The following is a 19,230-nucleotide window of genomic DNA, read 5'->3' on the forward strand; positions in this document are numbered from 1 at the left end:
CGGGGGCAGACCGCCGGTGGCGGTCGGGCCGCCCGGCGGCGGACCACCTCGCCCGGGCGGCACGGCACCCGGCACCTTCCAGCCACCGGAGTTGTCGCGCTCGTTCGTCGCCGCATCGCCACCGAACCGGCTGCGGGCCGGCCCGCCGCCGGCGGCCGGTGCACCGGGCTCAGGTGGGCGGCCCGGCTGGTTGCGCTGCGCCCAGTCGGACGTCTGGCCGCCCTGGTCCGCGCCCTCTGGTTCGGGCGCACGCCGGCGGCCACCGCCGCCGTCAGCGGCCGGCCGCACCGATCCGGTGCCGGGCTCGGCGTCGCGGCGGCCAGGCGCGGCAGCCGCCGGACCGTGGGCACCCGTGTCGCCGCGGCCAGCTCGCCATCCGGGCTCACCGCCCGCAGTGGGTGGCACGGGCGGCGCGTTACCCGACTGCGGCACGCTCGTCGACTGGTCCGGTGGTGCGGAGAACCGACTCCGCGCGGAACCACCGCGGCCACGCGGCGCGGACACGGGAGCCGCGGGCAGCCCGCCGGTCCCCTCGGCGCGCTGGTCGCGTGCGGCCCACTGGCCGGTGTCCTGACCCGGTGGCATGCCTGGGCGACCGCCCGGGAACTGCCCCGCGCCATCGGGCGCTCCGCCGGAACGCGGCGGCACCGGCGCTCCACCACCCCGCTGTGGCCGGCCAGGCAGCACGACGCCCGGCCCACCGTCACCCCGTTGAGGCCCACCGGGCGGCACCGGCCTGCCGTCGCCGCGCGGCGGTCCGCCGGGCGGCACCTGTGCGCCGCCACGACCAGGCGCGGCGCCCGGGGGCACCGGCGCGGCAGCGCCGCGAGGCCCGTTGCCCGGAGCTCCAGGCGGCCCGCCTGCGGGTCCGCTGCCAAAACGCGTCTGTTCCTCGGTCGGCACCGGCCCGCCGGCCGGCGCCCGCCCATCCTCGGCACCAGCCCGGCCACGACCGAAACGCCCTGGCGCGGCCTCGGCCGTTCCCCCGCCAGGAGCACCACGTCCGGGTCCTTCCGGGCCAAACGATCCGGTCGGAGGCTCTATTGGCCGCCCACCGCGGCCACCACGACCTTCTGCGCTGAACTGACCCGTCGGGGGCTCACCAGACCGCCCCGGAGCACCACGCCCCGGTCCCTCAGCACCAAACTGACCCGCCGGCGGCTCGCCAGGACGTGCCGGAGCACCACGCCCCGGCCCCTCAGCACCAAACTGACCCGTCGGAAGGTCGGCGGGACGCCCACCTCGGCCGCCACGCCCAGGGCCCTCAGCGCCGAACTGACCCGTCGGGGCCTCCCCCGGCCGCCCTGGAGCGCCACGTTGACCACCGAACTGACCGGGCGCCGTCTCGGCCGGCCGGCCGGCTGGTGCGCCGGGACCACCCGGCCCGGCCCCACGCCCGCCCGGCACCACGCCGGGACCAGGCGCCTGCGGGCCGGCGGGAAAGCCTGGGCCGTCCGGAGCAGGCGGGGGCGGCGGCGCGTCCGCGCCGCCCGGGCCGATGTCCGCGCGCTCTGCCTTCGCGGTGCGCAGGTCATCGAGCCAGCCGAGCTCCTCGCCGGGGATCTCCTCGGCCCCCTCGGCGGCGCTCTCGCGACCGCGGCCCCATCGCCGGCCCTTCGCCGGCTGATCGCGCCGATCGTCGCTCACGCGCCCACCTCACTGGTCAGGGCGCCTGATGACGGCGCCGTTCGTCGCCACATACCGCGCCAATGGGACACCTGCGGTGTTGCTGGATCGAGATCGCGACCAAACCCGCGAACCCGGTTCACCCAACCTCGCCCTCGTCGTCGTTGCCCGCGCCGCCCGCCGGGCGGGCATCGCCTTCCGCCGCAACAGCGTCACCCATCGGGCGTTCCTCCGCGACCCCGGTGCGGCCAAACCGCGCATCCGTGGGAACGACCGAATCCGCACCATCCGTACCCGCGGGAGCAGTTCCGTTCTGGTCCGAAGAAGAAGCCGCCCGCCGCCCGCGCTCGCCACGCACGATCCGCCGGATCGTCGGCAGCCGCATCCCCACCGCACGCTCGTCGCCGTGGTCGCCGGGCTCGTAGTAGTCGACGCCGACCAACCCGTCCGGCGGGTACTGCTGGGTGAGCACACCGCGCGGGTCGTCGTGCGGGTAGCGGTAGCCCTTGCCGTGCCCGAGCCCTTTCGCGCCCTGGTAGTGCGCGTCCCGCAAGTGTTGCGGCACCCGGCCGCCCTTGCCCGCGCGCACGTCGCTCAGCGCCGCAGAGATCGCCGTGGTCGCGCTGTTGGACTTGGGCGCGGTGGCCATGTGGATCACCGCTTGCGCGAGGTTGAGCTGCACCTCGGGCAGCCCCACGTACTCCACCGCGTGCGCGGTCGCCGTCGCCACCGACAGGGCCGTCGGGTCCGCCATGCCGATGTCCTCGCTGGCGAAGATGACGATCCGCCGGGCGATGAACCGGGCATCCTCGCCGGCCACCAGCATCCGTGCCAGGTAGTGCAGGGAAGCGTCCACATCGGACCCGCGCATGCTCTTGATGAACGCGCTGATCACGTCGTAGTGCTCGTCGCCGTCCCGGTCGTAGCGCACCGCGGCGACGTCCACGGCCTGCTCGGCGGTCTCGAGGTCGATCTCCTTGGCCCCGCGGGCCAGCGCCGACCCGGCAGCCGCCTCGAGTGCGGTCAGGGCCTTGCGGACGTCACCGGACGCGAGGCGTACCAGGTGATCTTCTGCTTCCTGGGTGAGGGTGACCGCGCCACCGAGGCCGCGCTCGTCGGTGACCGCGCGGCGCACGAGCCCGCGCACGGCCGCCTCGTCCAGCGACTGGAGGGTCAAAAGCACACACCGGGACAGAAGCGGCGAAATCACCGAGAAGTACGGGTTCTCGGTCGTGGCCGCCAGCAGCGTCACGGTCCGGTCCTCGACGGCCGCGAGCAGGGAGTCCTGCTGGGTCTTGGAGAAGCGGTGCACCTCGTCGATGAACAGCACGGTCGGCGGCCCACCGGCCCGCCGCTGCCGCCGCGCGGTCTCGATCACCGCCCGCACGTCCTTGACGCCCGCGTTGAGGGCCGACATCGCGACAAACCGGCGGTCACTCGCCTGGGCGACAAGGTGCGCGATCGTGGTCTTGCCGGTGCCGGGCGGACCCCACAGGATCACCGACAGCGGCGTCGCCCCGGTGACCAACTGGCGCAGCGGCGCACCGGGCGCGAGCAGGTGATCCTGCCCCACCAGCTCGTCGACGGTCTGGGGCCGCATGCGCACGGGCAGCGGGGCGTCGGCACCGGGCGCCGCGAAGCCGTCAGCGCCGGCGGTATGCGCGGGTGCGGTGCGCACCCCACCGCCGTCAGCGAACGTGAAAAGGGCGTCGGGCTCCATCAGGAAGACAGTACCGGCCGGGTATTGGGTGCCGGAAATGCGAAGAACCCTGCGCCCCTGGTACGGGCGGAGGGTTCTTCGCAATGATCCGGTGCGTGCGGTCAGCCGCGACCCGGCCGGCGACCGTAGAAGCGACGGCCCGAACCGGTGCCGGCCCGCGGGCCGCTGCCGATCCCGGCGAGGTAGAGCGCGAGCAGCGTCAGACCGATGAGCACGAGGGTGTTCCAGTTGAACAGGTCAGGCGCGTTGAGATCGGTGTCGAAGAGGTCGAGCAGCAAGGCGAAACCGAAGACGATGGCCGCGGCGATGGCGAGCATCTCTATCCTCCTGAAAGGGGCTCCGCCCGAGGGGTTCGAGCGGGTGGCCGGGTCAATACCCACTCGGGTCAACACGCAATCCCGATGATCGATCGGCTACGTTGCCGGCATGGCTGAACCCCTCGTCGGCCGCGACGCCGTGCTGGCGGCGGTGGGTGCGCATCCATACGCCCGCCTGACCACCGGCGACAGCAACGACATCAACGGTGTACGGGTCGGGTCCACTGTGGTCTGGGTCACGCGGGGTGCCACCACGGTGTGCGCCCTGGGCGACGGCGCCATGGCCGCAGCGGCGGTTCCGTTGGTCGCCGCCGAGAACACGCGCTGGTGGCACCTGCCACGGGTGGTCGGGGCGCTGCCGGTCGAGGTCGAGGTCCGCGACGAATGGGACTTCCGCTGGACGTCAGCACCGCCGCCGCGCCGGGAAGGTGAGAGTCACGCGGCACGGCTGGACGACGACGCCGCGATCGCGGCATTGCTCGACGTCGCGTTCCCGAGCACGACGACGAGGCCGGGCGACCCCCGGGTACGCGCCTGGTGGGCCATCCGCGACGGCGCCGAGGTGGTCGCGTGCGCGGCCGACCGCAGTCGTGGTGGCGTCGGTTTCCTGTCCGGCATCGCGGTCCACCCTTCGGCCCGCGGCCGCGGGTTCGGAGCGGCGCTGACGGCGGCCCTGACCCGAAATCTGGTAAAGGAGTTCGGCATCGCCGCCCTCGGCGTGATGACGGACAACGTCCCGGCGAACACGATGTACGCGCGCTTGGGCTACACCTCCTCGCTCCCGCGCACGAGCGTCGGTCTGGCCTAGCACCACCTGGGGCTGGCTGTTGTTCAACGCCTCGCGGCGGCGAGGATCTCGGTGGCCGGTCGGAACCTGGTCTTCAGGATCTCGCGTGCTCGGGTCGTGTCGAGCACGACCGTCGCCGGGCGGGTCAGGCCCGACTCGGCGATCGTCGAGCTGCGCAGGGCCGCCGGGTCGAGGCCGTGCGCACGGGCGACGATCTCGCCGAGCTCGAGCCGGCTCAGTGCCTCGGGACCGGCCACGTTGAGCACGCCCGCGTAGTCGCCTTCCGCCAGCTCCAGCAGCGCCGCCGCCAGGTCGCTGGCTCCGACCGGGACGCGGATCTCGTCGGTGAACAGGCGCATGCCGGAATCCGGTGCCAGGGCGTCGAGGCAGAGCGCCACCTGCTTCGACCGGGCGTCCGACCCGATGATCAGCGAGCAGCGGACCACCGCCGCCTGAGGCGCGACGAGCCGGACCGCGGTCTCGGCCGCCGCCTTGGCCGCCCCGTAGGCGTAGATCGGTGTCGGGTCGACCTCGTCACCGTAGGCCTCCGGCCGTCCACCATGGACGGCGTCGCTGGACACGTGCACCAGCCGCGCGCCGATCCGGGCGGCCGCGGCCGCCACGTGTGCGGCGCCGGTCGCGGTGACGGCCCACTCGGCGTACGCGTAGGCCGTCACCACCACAACCCGCGGCCGCACCTCGTCGACGAGCCGGTCTACGGCGGCGCGGTCGCGCACGTCGACCCGGTGCCATCGCGTGCCCGGGACCGCACCGGGCTCGCGGTGGTAGGTCGCCGCGACGTCGAACCCCGCCGTGACCGCCTGGCGGCACACCTCACCGCCGAGGTAGCCGCTCCCGCCGAAGACCAGCAGCGTCATCGCTCCGCCGGCCCCCGCCCGGTCATGGCGTGTGCTCGACCGGTAGCGCGACCCCGGCCGTGCCGACGTGTGCGGCCGGAGCGGGCTTCGGCTTGGCGTCGACGCCGGCCTCCAGCCGCTGCTGCCCGGTGATCGGCGTCGGCGCGCCGGTCAGCGGGTCGTAGCCACCACGCGTCTTCGGGAACGCGATCACCTCCCGGATCGAGTCGGCGCCGGCGAGCAGCATGCAGACCCGGTCCCAGCCGAACGCGATGCCGCCGTGCGGGGGCGGGCCGTACTTGAAGGCTTCGAGCAGGAAGCCGAACTTGTCGGCCGCCTCGTCGTCGCTGATGCCGAGCAGCGTGAAGACCCGGCGCTGCACGTCACCCCGGTGGATACGGACGGAACCGCCGCCGATCTCGTTGCCGTTGCAGACGATGTCGTAGGCGTAGGCGAGCGCCCGGTCCGGCGCCTCCTCGAACTTGTCCATCCACTCCGCGTTGGGCGACGTGAACGGGTGGTGGACGGCCGTCCAGCCGCCCTCGTCGTCCTTCTCGAACATCGGTGCGTCGGTCACCCAGCAGAACGCCCACGCGTCGGGGTCGGCCAGGCCGGCCCGCTTGGCGATCTCGATGCGGGCGGCGCCGAGCAGCTCCTGCGCCTCGCGCGCCTCGGCGGCCGCCGCGAAGAAGATGGCGTCGCCGGGCTTCGCGCCGACGGCGTCGGCCAGCCCGCCGAGGTGCGCGGCGTTGAGGTTCTTGGCGACCGGGCCACGCGCCTCGCCGGTCTCGGCGTCGAGCACGACGTAGGCCAGGCCACGCGCACCGCGCGCCTTGGCCCAGTCCTGCCAGCCGTCGAGCTCCTTGCGACTCTGCGCCGCGCCGCCGGGCATGACGACCGCGCCGACGTAGCCGCCGGCCTCGATCGCACCGGCGAACACCCGGAACTCGGTGCCACGCAGGTAGTCGGTCAGCTCGGTCAGCTCGACCCCGTAGCGCAGGTCAGGCTTGTCGGAGCCGTAACGCGCCATCGCGTCGTGCCAGGTGATCCGCGGGATCGGGCGGTCGATGCGGTGGCCGGCCAGCTCCTCCCACAGCGCACCGACGATCGCCTCGCCCAGGTCGATCACGTCGTCCTGGGTGATGAACGACATCTCGATGTCGAGCTGGGTGAACTCGGGCTGGCGGTCGGCGCGGAAGTCCTCGTCTCGGTAGCAGCGCGCGATCTGGTAGTAGCGCTCCATGCCCGCCACCATCAGCAGCTGCTTGAAGAGCTGCGGCGACTGCGGCAACGCGTACCAGCTGCCTGGTTGCAACCGCACCGGAACCAGGAAGTCGCGGGCACCCTCGGGCGTCGACCGGGTCAGGGTCGGCGTCTCGATCTCGTTGAAGTCGCGGTCGTGCAGCACGCGGCGCGCGATCTGGTTGGCCTTGCTGCGTAGCTTGAGCGCGTTGGACGGCCCGCTGCGGCGCAGGTCGAGGTAGCGGTGGCGAAGCCGGATGTCGTCGCCCGCGTCGATGTTGTCGTCGACCGGCAGCGGCAGCGGCGCGGCCTCCGACAGCACCTCGAGGACGGTCGCGTTGACCTCGATCTCACCGGTCGGCAGGTCGGGGTTCTCGTTGCCGGCGGGGCGCGCGGCGACCTCACCCTCGACCCGGACGCAGTATTCGTTGCGGAGGTGGTGTGCGTCTTCCTCGCGGAAGACCACCTGGACCACACCGGACGCGTCACGGAGGTCGACGAAGATGACCCCACCATGATCACGGCGGCGGGCCACCCACCCGGCCAAGGTCACCGCGCTGCCCGCGTCCGTGGCACGCAGGCTTCCGGCATCATGGGTACGGATCACGACGGTCGCTCTCCTCGACATTGGGTACGGCGTTGCGCGGTCGATTCTCGCAGGGCTGGTTGGTGGCGGAAGCCCGCACCCCCAGCCTGTGGATAAGGTTTGGTGTCTCGCGGTTATCCACAGGCCGCCGAAATTCGTCGTACATGAGTTCTAAGGTTTGCGCGTGTCCGTCGAACGCTGGTCTCCCGACAAGGTGCTCTCGCTCGCGCCCGACCAGGGCGCGGCCAAGAGCGGCCGTGGTCTGATCACCGCTGCCCACTGGGCTGGTCAGGGCCACTTCGACGACATGCTGTGGGGTTTGTGTCGGGGTTCAGGCAGCCGGCCCTATCAGGTCTGTGTCGATTTGACCGGTCCGGCCTATCGGTGCACCTGCCCGAGCCGCAAGATCCCCTGCAAACACACCCTCGGGTTGCTGCTGCGCTGGGCCAACGGCGGCGTTCCCGAGGACGCTTCGCCACCCGAGTGGGCGACCGAGTGGCAGGCGACACGCGCCCAACGGGTCTCGACCGCGGCGCGGGCACCACGCGCCCCAGGCGAGGGTCTGGCCGATCCCGCGGCCGCGGCGAGGCGGGCCCAACAACGGGCCGACCGGGTCGAGGCGGGCCTGATCGAGCTCGATCGCTGGCTGACCGACCAGGTCGAGCAGGGTCTCGCGGCGGCCGAGCAGGCGGGTTACCGGCCCTTCCAGACCATGGCCGCCCGACTGGTCGACGCCCAGGCGCCCGGCATCGCCGGCGCGGTCCGCCGGCTCGGCTGGGTCGTCGGCGTCGGCACGAACTGGGCCGACCGGCTGCTCGGCGAGCTGGCCCTGCTCCGTCTGCTGATCGTCGCCCACGGCCGGCTGGCGGTGCTGCCACCGGGTCTGGCGGCCACCGTACGCACCCGGGTCGGCTACCCCGTGGCCACCGACGACGTGCTGGCCGAGCCCGAGGTCCGCGACCGGTGGGAGGTGCTGGGCCGTTTCGACACCGCCGACGACCGGCTGACCAGCCGGCGCACCTGGCTACGCGGCGAGCGGAGCGGGCGGTTCGCGCTGGTCCTGGCCTTCGCGGCCGGCGGCCAGACGCTGCCGACCGACCTCGAGCCCGGCACCGTTGTCGACGCGGGCCTCTGCTTCTATCCGGCCGCGGTCCCCCGCCGGGCACTGGTCAAGGCCCGCTACGGCGAGCCGGAACCCGCCTACACCACACCGTCCGGCGCGGTCCCGGTGCGTGCCGCGGTGGCCGAGCACGCCCGCGCGGTCGCCGCCGAGCCGTGGCGCGAGTCGACCCCGATGCTGCTCGCCGACGTCACCCCGACCGACGACGGCCACCTGGTCGACCCGGCCGGCGACGCGGTCGCCCTGCATCCCGACGACCACCAGCCGTGGTGGCTCATCGCGGCCGCGGGCGCGCGCCCGGTAGTGGTGGCCGGCGAATACGGCCACACGGGCTTCCGGCCTCTTGCCGCGTGGCCCGAGGGACGCCACGTTCCGGCGACGCCGGGCGAGCCACGGGCGGCCCTGGGCGGCGGTCCCGAGCTACCGCCGGATCTCTTGTCGGCCGCGCTGGTGGGCACGGCCCGTCGCCCCTGGTCGGCGGACCGGCTCGACATGGGCGGTGGTCACCGCCTCTCCCTGTCGATCCCCGGGAGCCTCCACACCGAAGCGGCCGACGCGTCGCCCGACGTGAACGCCACGACCGGTCCCCGGGCTGGAAGCGGCGGCGCGGCCGACCAGCCCGTGGGCGGCGACGTGGCCGGCCGGGCGTCGAACGGCGGCGCGGCCGACCAGCCCGTGCGCGGCGACGTGGCCGGCCGGGCGTCGAACGGCGGCGGGGTCGACCAGGCCTCGATCGGCGACCCGGCGGTCGCTGCTTCGATCGGTGGGGCTTCTGGGGACGGGCTCGGTGGTGGTTCGGGTGGGTCGGCGCGGGCACTGCTCGAAGCGGCGGCTGTCGCCCTCACCTATCGGCGTGCGGCGGAGACGCCGTTGCCCGGTCGACCCACGATCGCTCCGGCGCCCGACGAGATCCGTCCGGTGGTGCCGCCACCGGCCGCCGAGCGGCTCGACATGCTGCTCACCGAGGGCGCTACCGGGTGGGGCGGGCCGGCGCAGCGCGCCGTTCTCGGGCAGTGGCTGGTCGAGGCGGGCAAGCGCCAACTACTGGCGCCGCCGGAGACCCTGCCGATTCTGCTCGACCTCGGCCGGCGCGACACCGGGCTGCGGCCGGCGCTCGGCGCGGTCGCCGGGCGGCGCGGCCACTGGCTGGCGCAGCGGCAGGCGGACTGGCGCTACTTCCGCGACGTGGGGGGTGAAGCGGCCGCCGCAGACGCGCAGGACTGGTTGACCGGCACGCCGGGCGAACGGCTCGCCTACCTCGTCGCGCTGCGGGCCAGCGATCCCGCCAAAGGGCTCGAACTGCTCACCGAGACCTTCGACGCCGAGCCGCCCCACGACCGGGTCCTGCTGCTCGGCGCACTCGAGACCGGTCTCGACCTGCGGGACGAGGCGCTGATCGAGCACGCGCTCGACGACCGACGGCGCGAGATTCGCCAGGTCGCGGCCGAGTTGCTGCGCAAGCTGCCCGGCTCCGCGCTGGGCCGGCGGATGGCGACCCGCGCCGCCGCCAGCGTCCACTTCGCCGACAGTGCCCTGGTGGTCACGGCACCGTCCACTATCGACGCGGCGATGCTTCGCGATGACATCGATCCGTCGCCGCCACGCGGTGTCGGTCTCGGCGCCTGGCTTCTGGAAGAGATCGTCTCGGCGACACCGTTGGAGTTCTGGACCACGCTGACCGGCCGCGACCCCGGCGGTGTGCTCGCTTCACCCGTAGCCGACGGATGGCAGCCGGTCCTGCTCCGCGGGCTCGCCCGGGCGACCGCCGCCCAGCACGAGCCTGCGTGGGCCGCCGCCCTGCTCGACTTCGCCGACGCGGCGTCTCCCGAACTGGCGGGCGACGGGCTCGGCGACCGGCTGACCTGGCCCCTGCTCGAGGTGATGCCCGCTGGCGAGCGGGGCCGCCGCGTCGCCGCCGCACTGCGGCGCGACACCGCGGCCGGCATCCGGTTGCTGCACTTCTGCGCGGGCGACTGGTCAGAGGACCTGGCCCTGGCGGCATTGCGGGCGATGGCCGTGCTCGCGCCCGACAACGCCTGGCAGCTCTCCGAACTGTGTCGGCTCGCGATGCCTGCCATGCCCACGTCGTTCGTCGGCCGGGTCGAGACGTTGATCCGTTCCCTCGAGGGGCTGCCGGAAGGTCGCCGCTCCGCCCGCTACCTCGCGCAACTAGCCGCCGTACTCAGCTTCCGCCACGACATGATCGAGGAGTTCGCATGACCGCCCTGCGTCCGCACGCGGAAGACTTCTACGCGGAAGAGCTGGCCGCGCTGGCCGCCGAGGACGACCGGCCGCGCCCGCCCGGCTGGCGGTTGTCACCGCAGGCGGTGGTCACCTACCTGCTCGGCGACGGCCGCAAGATCACACCGAAGTACGTCGGGTCCCGGCGGCTCATGGAGGTGGCGGTCGCCACCCTCGCCACCGACCGCGCGCTGCTCCTGCTCGGTGTGCCGGGCACGGCCAAGACCTGGGTCTCCGAGCACCTCGCCGCCGCGATCTCGGGCGACTCGACGCTGCTCGTCCAGGGCACCGCCGGCACTCCGGAGGAGGCGATCCGCTACGGCTGGAACTACGCCCGGCTGCTGGCCGAAGGCCCGTCGCCGGCGGCGCTGGTGCCGAGCCCGGTGCTGAGGGCCATGGAGACCGGTGCGATCGCCCGGGTCGAGGAGCTCACCCGGGTTCCCTCGGACGTCCAGGACGCGCTGATCACCATCCTGTCCGAGAAGACGCTGCCGGTGCCCGAGCTCAACACGGAAGTCCAGGCGCAGCGAGGCTTCAACGTGATCGCGACCGCCAACGACCGTGACCGCGGCGTCAACGAGCTGTCCAGCGCGCTGCGGCGCCGGTTCAACACGGTCGTCCTGCCAGTGCCGGCGACCTTCGACGAAGAAATCGACATCGTCACGCGCCGGGTCGCGCAACTCGGCCGCTCCCTCGACCTGCCCGAGACCACCACGGCGCTCGACGAGATCCGCCGGGTGGTCACGGTGTTCCGCGAGCTACGCGACGGCCAGACCGACGACGCCCGCACCAAGCTCAAGTCACCGACCGGCACGATGTCGACCGCCGAGGCGATCTCGGTCGTCACCAACGGCATGGCGCTGGCCGCGCACTTCGGCGACGGCGTGCTCCGCGCCGGCGACGTAGCCTCCGGCATCGTCGGTGCCGTCATCAAAGACCCGGTCTCCGACCGCGTGGTGTGGCGCGAATACCTGGAGACGGTAGTCCGCGAACGCCCCGGCTGGGCCGACTTCTACCGCGCCGCCCGCGATGCCTGAGCGCTACTACGGCATCCGCCACCACGGGCCAGGCTCCGCCCGTGCGGTCCTCCGCGCCCTCGAAGAGCAGCGACCCGACATCCTGCTGGTCGAAGGCCCGCCCGAGGCCGACGAGCTGATCCAGTGGGTGGCCGACGACCGGCTGCAGCCGCCGGTGGCCCTGCTCGGTTACGCCGCCGACAACCCGCGCCGCGCGGCCTTCTGGCCGTTCGCCGTCTTCTCCCCGGAGTGGCAGGCCATCAAGTGGGCGGTAGCCAATGGCGTGCCGGTCCGCTTCTTCGACCTACCGTTCGCCCACCGCCTGACCGCCCGCAAACCGGCCACCAACGGCGACGAGCCGACCGACAAGCCCACATTGGACCAGGCGAACGAGTTCGAGCCCCCCGCCGAAACGCCAGACCCAGCCGGACCGAGCGGCGGCGCCGCGGGCGAGAACGGATCCGACGCGGACGGTCCGAGCGCCCAGAGACCTTCCACCGTCGGACGAGGCGACTCGAATCGTTCTGGTGCGGACGGACCCGGCGCGGACTCCGCACAGACGGATGGGTTGGACGACGACGGGCCGATGCCGGGGCCGCCCGCTCCCGAGTTGCGACCGGTCGACCCGATCGGCGAGCTCGCCGCCGCCGCCGGCTACGACGACCCCGAGCGCTGGTGGGAAGACGTCGTCGAGCACCGTCAAGCCCCGGCCTTCGAAGCGATCGAAGAGGCCATGACCGAGGTCCGAGCTGGTGCGCTCGAGGACCCGTACGACCTCGTGCGCGAGGCGCACATGCGCACCGTCCTGCGCCAGGTGCGCCGGACCCACAACGAGATCGCGGTCGTCTGCGGCGCGTGGCACGTGCCCGCGCTGCGCGCGAAAGTCACCGCTGCCCACGACACCGCGCTGCTCAAGGGCGGCAGGCGACGCGGGAAGGTCCGGTTCACCTGGGTGCCCTGGACGTACGGGCGGCTGGCCTCGTGGCAGGGCTACGGGGCCGGGGTCGACTCGCCGGGCTGGTACCACCACCTCTTCACCACCACGGACGAGGTCGTGCCGCGCTGGCTCGTCGGCGCGGCCGGGGTGCTTCGCGACGAAGGTGTCGACACCTCCCCCGCCCATGTCATCGAGGCCACCCGGCTGGCCGAAGCTTTGGCCACCATGCGCGGGCGTCCGCTCGCCGGCCTGGCCGAGGTCACCGACGCGGCAGGCGCCGTGCTCTGCGAGGGCGACGACCTCCGGCTACAACTGATCGGGCGCAAGCTGGTCGTCGGCGAGCGACTCGGCGAGGTACCCGAGGGTGTCCCGACCGTCCCCCTCGCCCGCGATCTGGAGGCCCGCCAGCGGGCCGCGCGCCTGAAGCCGTCGGCGCTCGACCGGGCGCTCGACCTCGACCTGCGCAAGGACACCGACCTCGCGCGGAGCCACCTGCTGCACCAACTCCGCTGCCTGGACGTGCCCTGGGGCGAGCCCGAGGAGCGACGCGGCAGCACCGGCACCTTCCGCGAGGAGTGGGCGCTGCGCTGGCAGCCCGAGTTCTCGATCCGGTTGGTGGAGGCCAGCGGGTACGGCACCACCGTGGTCGCGGCCGCCACCGCGCAGGTCTCGGCCGCGGCGGCCAAGGCGACGACCCTGGCCGAGGTGACCGCGCTGCTCGAGACCTGCCTGCTCGCCGACCTGCCGGGCGCCCGGTCGGCGGTGCTGCGCGCTCTCGACGCCCGGGCCGCGGAGGACGCCGACGTCACCCACCTGATGGCCGCGATCCCGGCCCTAGCCCGTACGGTCCGCTACGGCGACGTCCGTCGCTCCGACGTCGCCGCCGTCGCCGCCGTGGTTCGCGGCCTGCTGGCCCGCGTCTACGCCGCGTTGCCGCCCGCCGCCTCGGGCCTCTCCGACGAGGCCGCAGCCGGTCTGCGCGACCACATCGACGCCGTGCACACCGCGGTCGCGCTGCTCGGCGACGAAGCCGAGCGCACCAGGTGGCTGGACACTCTCACCGCCCTGACCACCCGCGACGACCTGCACGGCCTGCTCGCCGGCCGGCTGACGCGCCTGCTGCACGACGCCGGCCGGCTGTCGACCGGCGACGCGGCGCTCCGGCTCGGTCGCGCGCTGACCGCCGGCGTACCGGCGACGACCGGGGCCGCTTGGGTCGAAGGCTTCCTCGCCGGGGGCGGGCTGCTCCTGATGCACGACGAAGGCCTGCTGTCCCTCGTCGACGACTGGCTCGCGGGCATCCCGCCGGACGCCTTCACCGAGGTGCTCCCCCTGCTCCGCCGCACCTTCGGCACCTTCGCGACCGGCGAGCGCCGCGGCATCGGCGAGCGGGTCGCCGGTGGCGGCACCAGCGCGAGAAGCACCACCGCGGTCCTCGACCACGAGACCGCGGCGCTGTCGCTGCCGACCTTGAGTGCGCTCCTGGGAAGGAGGATCGAATGACCGCCGACGACGAACGGCGCCGGCGATGGCGTCTGGCGCTCGGTGAGCCCGCCGACGAGTCGCTGGGGCAGCCCAACGGGCGCGACGCCGCCATGGACGCCGCGATGGCCGCGCTCTACGACCGCGGGCCGGACGGTGAAGGCAACGGCGAAGCCAAGGAGGGCAGGAACCGCAGCGCCGGCCTGGGCGCCTCCGCACCACGGGTGGCGCGCTGGCTCGGCGACATCCGCGAGTACTTCCCCCAGAGCGTCGTCCGGGTCATGCAGACCGACGCGATCGAGCGGCTCAACCTCACCCGCCTCCTGCTCGAGCCGGAGATGCTCTCGGCGGTCGAGCCCGACGTCCACCTGGTCGGCACGCTGCTCTCGCTCAACTCGGTGATGCCCGACAAGACCCGCGACCTGGCCCGCCAGGTGGTCCGCCGGGTGGTCGACGACCTGGAGAAACGGATCGCGCAGAAGGCCCGCGCCGCGGTCACCGGCGCGCTCAACCGCGCCAGCCGGATCGAGCGGCCACGGCACGGCGACATCGACTGGAACCGCACCATCCGTGCGAACCTGCGCCACTACCAACCGGCCTACCGGACGGTCGTGCCCGAAAGGCTCATCGGGTACGGGCGGCGCGGCAACGCCGTACAGCGGGACGTGATCCTCTGTGTCGACCAGTCCGGGTCGATGGCCTCCTCGGTTGTCTACTCCGGAGTGTTCGCGTCCGTGCTCGCTTCCTTGCGTACGCTGCGGACCTCGCTCGTCGTCTTCGACACCTCGGTGGTGGACCTGACCGAGCACCTCAGCGACCCCGTCGACGTGCTGTTCGGGACCCAGCTCGGCGGCGGCACCGACATCAACCGCGCCATCGCCTACAGCCAGCGGCTCGTCACGCGGCCCCGGGAGACCATCTTCGTGCTGGTCAGCGACCTTTACGAAGGTGGCGTACGCGACGAGATGCTGCGCGGGGTCGCCGATCTGGTCGGTGCCGGGGTGCAGGTGGTCGCTCTGCTGGCGTTGTCCGACGACGGCGCACCGAGCTACGACCACGACAACGCGGCCGCGCTCGGCTCGCTCGGTGTTCCGGCCTTCGCGTGCACACCGGACATGTTCCCGGAGTTGATGGCCGCCGCGATCCAGCGGCATGACCTGCGGGCCTTCGCGGAAAGGGAGGGCGCGCAACGGGCGCACGGAAGCTGAACAACAATCGCCATCGGTGCTAGGGTCTGGCCTTCCGGCGCGCTCGGAATATGGGGGGGTCTGATGAGCGCCTTCGACGCGATGCCTAAGCCAATGCCACCGGCGGAGCTCAAGGACGCGGTCGACGCGCTCCGGCAGGCTGTGACCGCCTCGACCGCGACCGTCTCCACACCGGACGGTGCCGTCGAAGTCACCGCCGGTCCCGGCAACGCCATCGTCGGGCTTGGTTTCGGGCGGGCGGCCTACCGCTACAGCCCCGAACGGCTCGGCGCGCTCGTCGTCGACACGGCGCGCGAGGCGACCGCGCAGGCCACCGGCTCGATTACCGAAGCGGTCCGCACGGTCCGCCAAGGCCGCCACAGCGCCAACGGCCGCAACCACGACGGCCCCGGCCAGAGCGGCCAGGGCGACCATGGCCAGTACGGCCAGGGCGGCCACGGCCGGAGCGACCACGGGCATAGCGGTCTCGACCACCGCCGCAGCGGCGAGGGCGGCCACGGTCGCCAGGACCAAAGCCACCACGGCCACAGCGGCTACGTCCAAAGCGGTCACACACCCGGTGACCGCTGGCGCGACGGTGATAGCGGCGACGGCGACCACCGCGGTCCGAGCCTCCACCGGCGGCGCGGCCGGTCCGACCTTTCCGGTCCGCCCGACCTGCCCGGCCTGCTCGGCGGGACGCTGCCCGAGGTGCCCCAGCTCGACCGACCGACGTTCGACGACATGCCGAGCGACGGCCCCGCCGACGACGACGCCCGGCGCGCCGACCAGGTGCTCCGGCGGGTCAGCGAGGAATCTCAACGGCAGCTCGCCGGGTACGCACAGCTGCGTGCCGAGCTCGCCGACCTCACCGCGACCGCGCGCTCGGCCGACGGTGGTGTGTCGGCGCAGGTTCGTGCCGGTGGCGAGCTGATGGCCGTCCACATCGGCAACAACCAGTTCCAGCACAACCCGGCGACCCTGGCGGGCATCGTCCACACCACGGTGATGACGGCGACCGCCCGGGCCGCGATGCTGATGGCCGAACGTGTGCAGCAGCTGGCCGGCCCACGCCTGGACATCAGGTCCTTGGTGGAGAGCTACCAGAACCCCGACGACAACCCTCACCGGAGCTGAGCAGAGCAGATGGAAGGCTTCCGCACCGACGTCGACGAGATCATGGCGTGCCGGTCCCGGCTCGCCGAGATCCGTGAGCGCGCGGCCGACATCCTCGCTCTCGCCGAGGACGCCAACCCGGAGTGGTACGTCTGGGGTCTGGTCGGGGCGCCGTTCGCTGCCTGGTACTGGAAGTACGCCGACGACACCTATGAGCACCTGTCGATGATGGGCGAGGCGTTGCAGGACCGGGTCGACGCGCTGGACTGCACGGCGGAGAGCTACAGGCAGACCGACCAGGAGATCGCCGACGCGCTCCAGTCGATCCGCGAGCTGTTGGGCTGAGGCTCACCGCGATGGCCGACGAACGACTCAAGGACAGCGACGTCACCAACGACGTCACCGACTACGGCACCAAAGACGGCGGCGTCGATGCGACCGCTGACTGGGACGGCTACGGCGGTGCCGGGTCGGTCAGCGTCGGCGGGTACGACGTGCTGCGCCTCGACCCGGTCAAGGACTTCGCCGGCGTCGCCGGTCTGCCGCAGGCCGTCTCCGGCGCGGCGAAGCTGGCCCAGGGTGACAGCGACTGGGGCGAGCTCTTCAACATCGCCGGCAGTGTCGGCGACCTCGGCATCAACATCGCGATGTATGCGGTCGACCCGCTCAACGCCCTCATCTCCGCCGGTCTCGGCTTCCTGATCGACGTCATCCAGCCGCTCGAGGATCTGCTCGGCCTCGTCACCGGCAACCCGGAGCGGATGGAAGGCGAGATCGGCAAGTGGGAGCGGGTCGGCAACGCGCTCGAGCCGCTCGCCAAGGAGATCCTGGAGGCCACCCAGCAGGGCCTCGTCGGCTGGCACGGTGCCGCCGCCGACGCCGCCCGCGCCCGGATGGAGGAGTTCGCCGGCGGCGTCGCGGGCATCCAGGGCGACGTACAGCAACTGGTCTTCATCCTGAACACCGCCAAGCTGCTGATGGACGTAGCGCAGGCGTTCGTGATCGGCCTGATCGCCACGTTCGTCGAGTGGCTGATGATCACGTGGGTGCCGGCGATGGCCGCCGCCGTGCCGACCGCCGGTGCGTCGACCGCCGCGGCCGCCGCGGCGACGACCGCGCAGGGTGCGATCGTCACGACCCGCGGGGTGACCTTCATCCAGAAGGTGGCACAGATCCTGCTCCGGCTCCGCCAGGTGATCTACCGGATGCACCCCCGGATCATGCGGCGGGTCCAGACGTCGTTCCAGATGCGTGGTCCCAACGGCCGCTTCGTACGCGGATGGATCGGCACCGGCCGGGCGCTGCGCGAGTCGGCGACCGACTACCGCACCTGGCTCGGCCCCGCCGACAAGCTGCTCAACACCGGAGCCAACGAGGTGAAACGAGGCGTCGAGGCGTCCGGTGAGTCCATGTCCGACGAGGAGCTGGATCGCCGCCTTGACCCCGACCGATAGCCCCAGGCCCAAGCGCGTGGACGCCCGCCGCGTCCGCACCCGCATGCCCACCCCCGCCGCCGTCGTCGCCGCCCTCGGCATCACGATGGCCGGGTTGCTCGTCGTCTTCGTGCCGCTCATCGGGTTCGGCGCCGACGGGATCCTGGCCCTCGTCATCGGCGCGGCGATCGGCCTGACCGCCGGCACCACGTTCTTCGTCACCTGGTGGCGCCGCAACCCAAGGCGCCGCCGCCGCACCCGCTGACCGCGACCGCCACGCGCCGGTCGACCCAAGCCAGGTCAGCGGCCGACCCGCGCCAGGTACCGGTCCGCCGAGGCCCGCACCCGTTCCTTCGCGCCGCCCGCGACGACGCGCCCCCACCACCCGCCGTACACGGTGTCGTACGGGAACTCGTCCACAAGGGACACGGCCCGTACGATGGTGTCCGGGTGCTCCGGGATCAGGTTGGGGTAGCTGTACATGAAGCTCACCCAGCGCCGGTCCATCACCACCGTGAAGATGTCGCCCGTGCACAGCGCACCCTTGCCGTCGAGTCCAGGCCAGTGCAGGACCGTCCCGCCCGGGAAGTGGATGCCGCAGTTCACCAGCGTCCGCTCGGGCAGGATCTCCAGCCGCTCGCCCTCCCACAGCACGATGTTGCCCGCGCGCGGTACCCAGCTCGCGTCCGACGCGTGCACGTACACCGGGATGTCTCCGAACGCCTTGCTCCACTCCACCATGGACCCGTAGAAATGGGGATGGGACACGGCGATCGCGGCCAACCCGCCGACGGCCTCCACCGCCGCGACCGTCTCGTCGTCCACATAGGGCACGCAGTCGAACAGCACGTTGCCGCCCGGGCCGGGGACGACCAGCGCCCGCTGTCCGATGCAGACGCTCGGTTCGACGCCGACGCCCCAGAGGCCTGGCGTCTCCTGCCGGACCACTCCGCGGAAGCCCTCCGCGTGCAGCTCGGTGATCGACACCCACCGTTGGCCACCCCACCCGACGTACTGCCGCTCGTCGGCGCAGATCGGACAGACGGTGCGGTCCGCGTCGGTCGCGCGCTGAACCCCACAGGTGCGGCAGATCGGGTGGTGACGGTCCATTTCTCGAAGCGTACGACCTCGGTCGATCGCACCCGTCCCCGGGCTGGTGGATCACGCGGCATCGGGCGCGCCGCACCGCCGCATGGCGTAACCGGTGCGTAACGTTCTGGTGTCATGCTCGCGTACCCGTGGAGGTGAGCCCATGTTTCTGAGCCAGCACGAGCAGGAGCGCCTACTCGTCCACGTCGCCGCCGACGTGGCGCGCAGACGGCGGGAGCGCGGGCTGCGGCTCAACTATCCAGAGGCGACGGCCGTCATCACCGCGTTCCTGTTGGAGGGTGCGCGCGACGGCCGGACGGTGGCCGAGCTCATGTCCGAGGGGCGCACGGTGCTCGGCCGCGACGACGTCATGACGGGCGTGCCGGAGATGCTGGCCGAGGTCCAGGTCGAGGCGACGTTCCCGGACGGCACCAAGCTCGTCACCGTCCACGACCCGATCCCCTGAGGACGGCG

General features: G+C 72.8%; 15 protein-coding genes. 10 read left to right on the top strand and 5 right to left on the bottom strand.

The features are described 5' to 3' along the window. Positions 1 to 1,765 precede the first annotated feature (1,765 nt). On the bottom strand, positions 1,766 to 3,346 hold the full coding sequence (locus AB0J88_RS15960) for a replication-associated recombination protein A (protein WP_364344241.1): 1,581 nt from the start codon (positions 3,344 to 3,346) through the stop codon (positions 1,766 to 1,768). Between the two features lie 101 nt (positions 3,347 to 3,447). Further along, positions 3,448 to 3,663, bottom strand: coding sequence for a hypothetical protein (locus AB0J88_RS15965; RefSeq protein WP_364344238.1), 216 nt, complete (start codon positions 3,661 to 3,663; stop codon positions 3,448 to 3,450). A 109-nt stretch (positions 3,664 to 3,772) separates the two neighbouring features. On the opposite strand from AB0J88_RS15965, the gene AB0J88_RS15970 reads away from it, so the two are divergent. Next, positions 3,773 to 4,471, top strand: coding sequence for a GNAT family N-acetyltransferase (locus AB0J88_RS15970; RefSeq protein WP_364344235.1), 699 nt, complete (start codon positions 3,773 to 3,775; stop codon positions 4,469 to 4,471). A gap of 23 nt (positions 4,472 to 4,494) precedes the next feature. On the opposite strand, the gene AB0J88_RS15975 is transcribed toward AB0J88_RS15970, so the two are convergent. Next, positions 4,495 to 5,328 carry a sugar nucleotide-binding protein gene (locus AB0J88_RS15975; RefSeq protein ID WP_364344232.1) on the bottom strand — a complete coding sequence of 278 codons (834 nt, stop codon included), beginning with the start codon at positions 5,326 to 5,328 and terminating at the stop codon, positions 4,495 to 4,497. Between the two features lie 22 nt (positions 5,329 to 5,350). Further along, positions 5,351 to 7,156 carry an aspartate--tRNA ligase gene (gene aspS / locus AB0J88_RS15980; protein ID WP_364344229.1) on the bottom strand — a complete coding sequence of 602 codons (1,806 nt, stop codon included), beginning with the start codon at positions 7,154 to 7,156 and terminating at the stop codon, positions 5,351 to 5,353. 163 nt (positions 7,157 to 7,319) lie between these two features. On the opposite strand from aspS, the gene AB0J88_RS15985 reads away from it, so the two are divergent. The 8 genes from AB0J88_RS15985 (at position 7,320) to AB0J88_RS16020 (ending at position 17,932) form a co-directional block, all read left to right on the top strand. Further along, positions 7,320 to 10,475, top strand: a complete 3,156-nt coding sequence (locus AB0J88_RS15985) for a DUF5691 domain-containing protein (RefSeq protein WP_364344226.1) — start codon at positions 7,320 to 7,322, stop codon at positions 10,473 to 10,475. Continuing rightward, complete coding sequence (locus tag AB0J88_RS15990) at positions 10,472 to 11,533, top strand: AAA family ATPase (protein WP_364344223.1); 1,062 nt, start codon at positions 10,472 to 10,474, stop codon at positions 11,531 to 11,533. Before AB0J88_RS15985 ends, AB0J88_RS15990 begins: the two co-directional genes overlap by 4 nt. Then, positions 11,526 to 13,952 carry a DUF5682 family protein gene (locus AB0J88_RS15995; RefSeq protein ID WP_364344220.1) on the top strand — a complete coding sequence of 809 codons (2,427 nt, stop codon included), beginning with the start codon at positions 11,526 to 11,528 and terminating at the stop codon, positions 13,950 to 13,952. Before AB0J88_RS15990 ends, AB0J88_RS15995 begins: the two co-directional genes overlap by 8 nt. Beyond that, a complete protein-coding gene (locus tag AB0J88_RS16000; protein WP_364344217.1) occupies positions 13,949 to 15,139 on the top strand; it encodes a VWA domain-containing protein in 1,191 nt (396 codons plus the stop codon). Before AB0J88_RS15995 ends, AB0J88_RS16000 begins: the two co-directional genes overlap by 4 nt. A 63-nt stretch (positions 15,140 to 15,202) precedes the next feature. After that, complete coding sequence (locus tag AB0J88_RS16005; RefSeq protein WP_364344214.1) at positions 15,203 to 16,255, top strand: YbaB/EbfC family nucleoid-associated protein; 1,053 nt, start codon at positions 15,203 to 15,205, stop codon at positions 16,253 to 16,255. Positions 16,256 to 16,264: 9 nt separating this feature from the next. Next, entirely contained in the window at positions 16,265 to 16,579 is a 315-nt protein-coding gene (locus AB0J88_RS16010; protein WP_364344211.1) for a hypothetical protein, read from the top strand. An 11-nt stretch (positions 16,580 to 16,590) separates the two neighbouring features. Then, positions 16,591 to 17,688, top strand: a complete 1,098-nt coding sequence (locus AB0J88_RS16015; RefSeq protein WP_364344208.1) for a hypothetical protein — start codon at positions 16,591 to 16,593, stop codon at positions 17,686 to 17,688. Positions 17,689 to 17,704: 16 nt separating this feature from the next. Next, positions 17,705 to 17,932, top strand: coding sequence for a hypothetical protein (locus AB0J88_RS16020; protein ID WP_364344205.1), 228 nt, complete (start codon positions 17,705 to 17,707; stop codon positions 17,930 to 17,932). Between the two features lie 35 nt (positions 17,933 to 17,967). On the opposite strand, the gene AB0J88_RS16025 is transcribed toward AB0J88_RS16020, so the two are convergent. After that, positions 17,968 to 18,777 carry an MBL fold metallo-hydrolase gene (locus tag AB0J88_RS16025; protein WP_364344202.1) on the bottom strand — a complete coding sequence of 270 codons (810 nt, stop codon included), beginning with the start codon at positions 18,775 to 18,777 and terminating at the stop codon, positions 17,968 to 17,970. 142 nt (positions 18,778 to 18,919) lie between these two features. Between AB0J88_RS16025 and AB0J88_RS16030 the strand changes: the two genes are divergently transcribed. Continuing rightward, positions 18,920 to 19,222, top strand: a complete 303-nt coding sequence (locus AB0J88_RS16030) for an urease subunit gamma (protein WP_364344199.1) — start codon at positions 18,920 to 18,922, stop codon at positions 19,220 to 19,222. The last annotated feature ends 8 nt before the right edge of the window (positions 19,223 to 19,230 follow it).

It is taken from the genome of Asanoa sp. NPDC049475 (assembly GCF_040676915.1).
GTDB lineage: Bacteria > Actinomycetota > Actinomycetes > Mycobacteriales > Micromonosporaceae > Asanoa.

Bases quoted from the DNA above. Each gene is read 5' to 3' on its own strand.
- AB0J88_RS16030 (WP_364344199.1), top strand. From the start codon at position 18,920: ATGTTTCTGAGCCAGCACGAGCAGGAGCGCCTACTCGTCCACGTCGCC.
- AB0J88_RS16015 (WP_364344208.1), top strand. From the start codon at position 16,591: ATGGCCGACGAACGACTCAAGGACAGCGACGTCACCAACGACGTCACC.
- AB0J88_RS15990 (WP_364344223.1), top strand. From the start codon at position 10,472: ATGACCGCCCTGCGTCCGCACGCGGAAGACTTCTACGCGGAAGAGCTG.
- AB0J88_RS15965 (WP_364344238.1), bottom strand. From the start codon at position 3,663: ATGCTCGCCATCGCCGCGGCCATCGTCTTCGGTTTCGCCTTGCTGCTC.
- AB0J88_RS16000 (WP_364344217.1), top strand. From the start codon at position 13,949: ATGACCGCCGACGACGAACGGCGCCGGCGATGGCGTCTGGCGCTCGGT.
- AB0J88_RS15970 (WP_364344235.1), top strand. From the start codon at position 3,773: ATGGCTGAACCCCTCGTCGGCCGCGACGCCGTGCTGGCGGCGGTGGGT.
- AB0J88_RS16025 (WP_364344202.1), bottom strand. From the start codon at position 18,777: ATGGACCGTCACCACCCGATCTGCCGCACCTGTGGGGTTCAGCGCGCG.
- AB0J88_RS15975 (WP_364344232.1), bottom strand. From the start codon at position 5,328: ATGACGCTGCTGGTCTTCGGCGGGAGCGGCTACCTCGGCGGTGAGGTG.
- AB0J88_RS15960 (WP_364344241.1), bottom strand. From the start codon at position 3,346: ATGGAGCCCGACGCCCTTTTCACGTTCGCTGACGGCGGTGGGGTGCGC.
- AB0J88_RS16005 (WP_364344214.1), top strand. From the start codon at position 15,203: ATGAGCGCCTTCGACGCGATGCCTAAGCCAATGCCACCGGCGGAGCTC.
- AB0J88_RS16010 (WP_364344211.1), top strand. From the start codon at position 16,265: ATGGAAGGCTTCCGCACCGACGTCGACGAGATCATGGCGTGCCGGTCC.
- AB0J88_RS15995 (WP_364344220.1), top strand. From the start codon at position 11,526: ATGCCTGAGCGCTACTACGGCATCCGCCACCACGGGCCAGGCTCCGCC.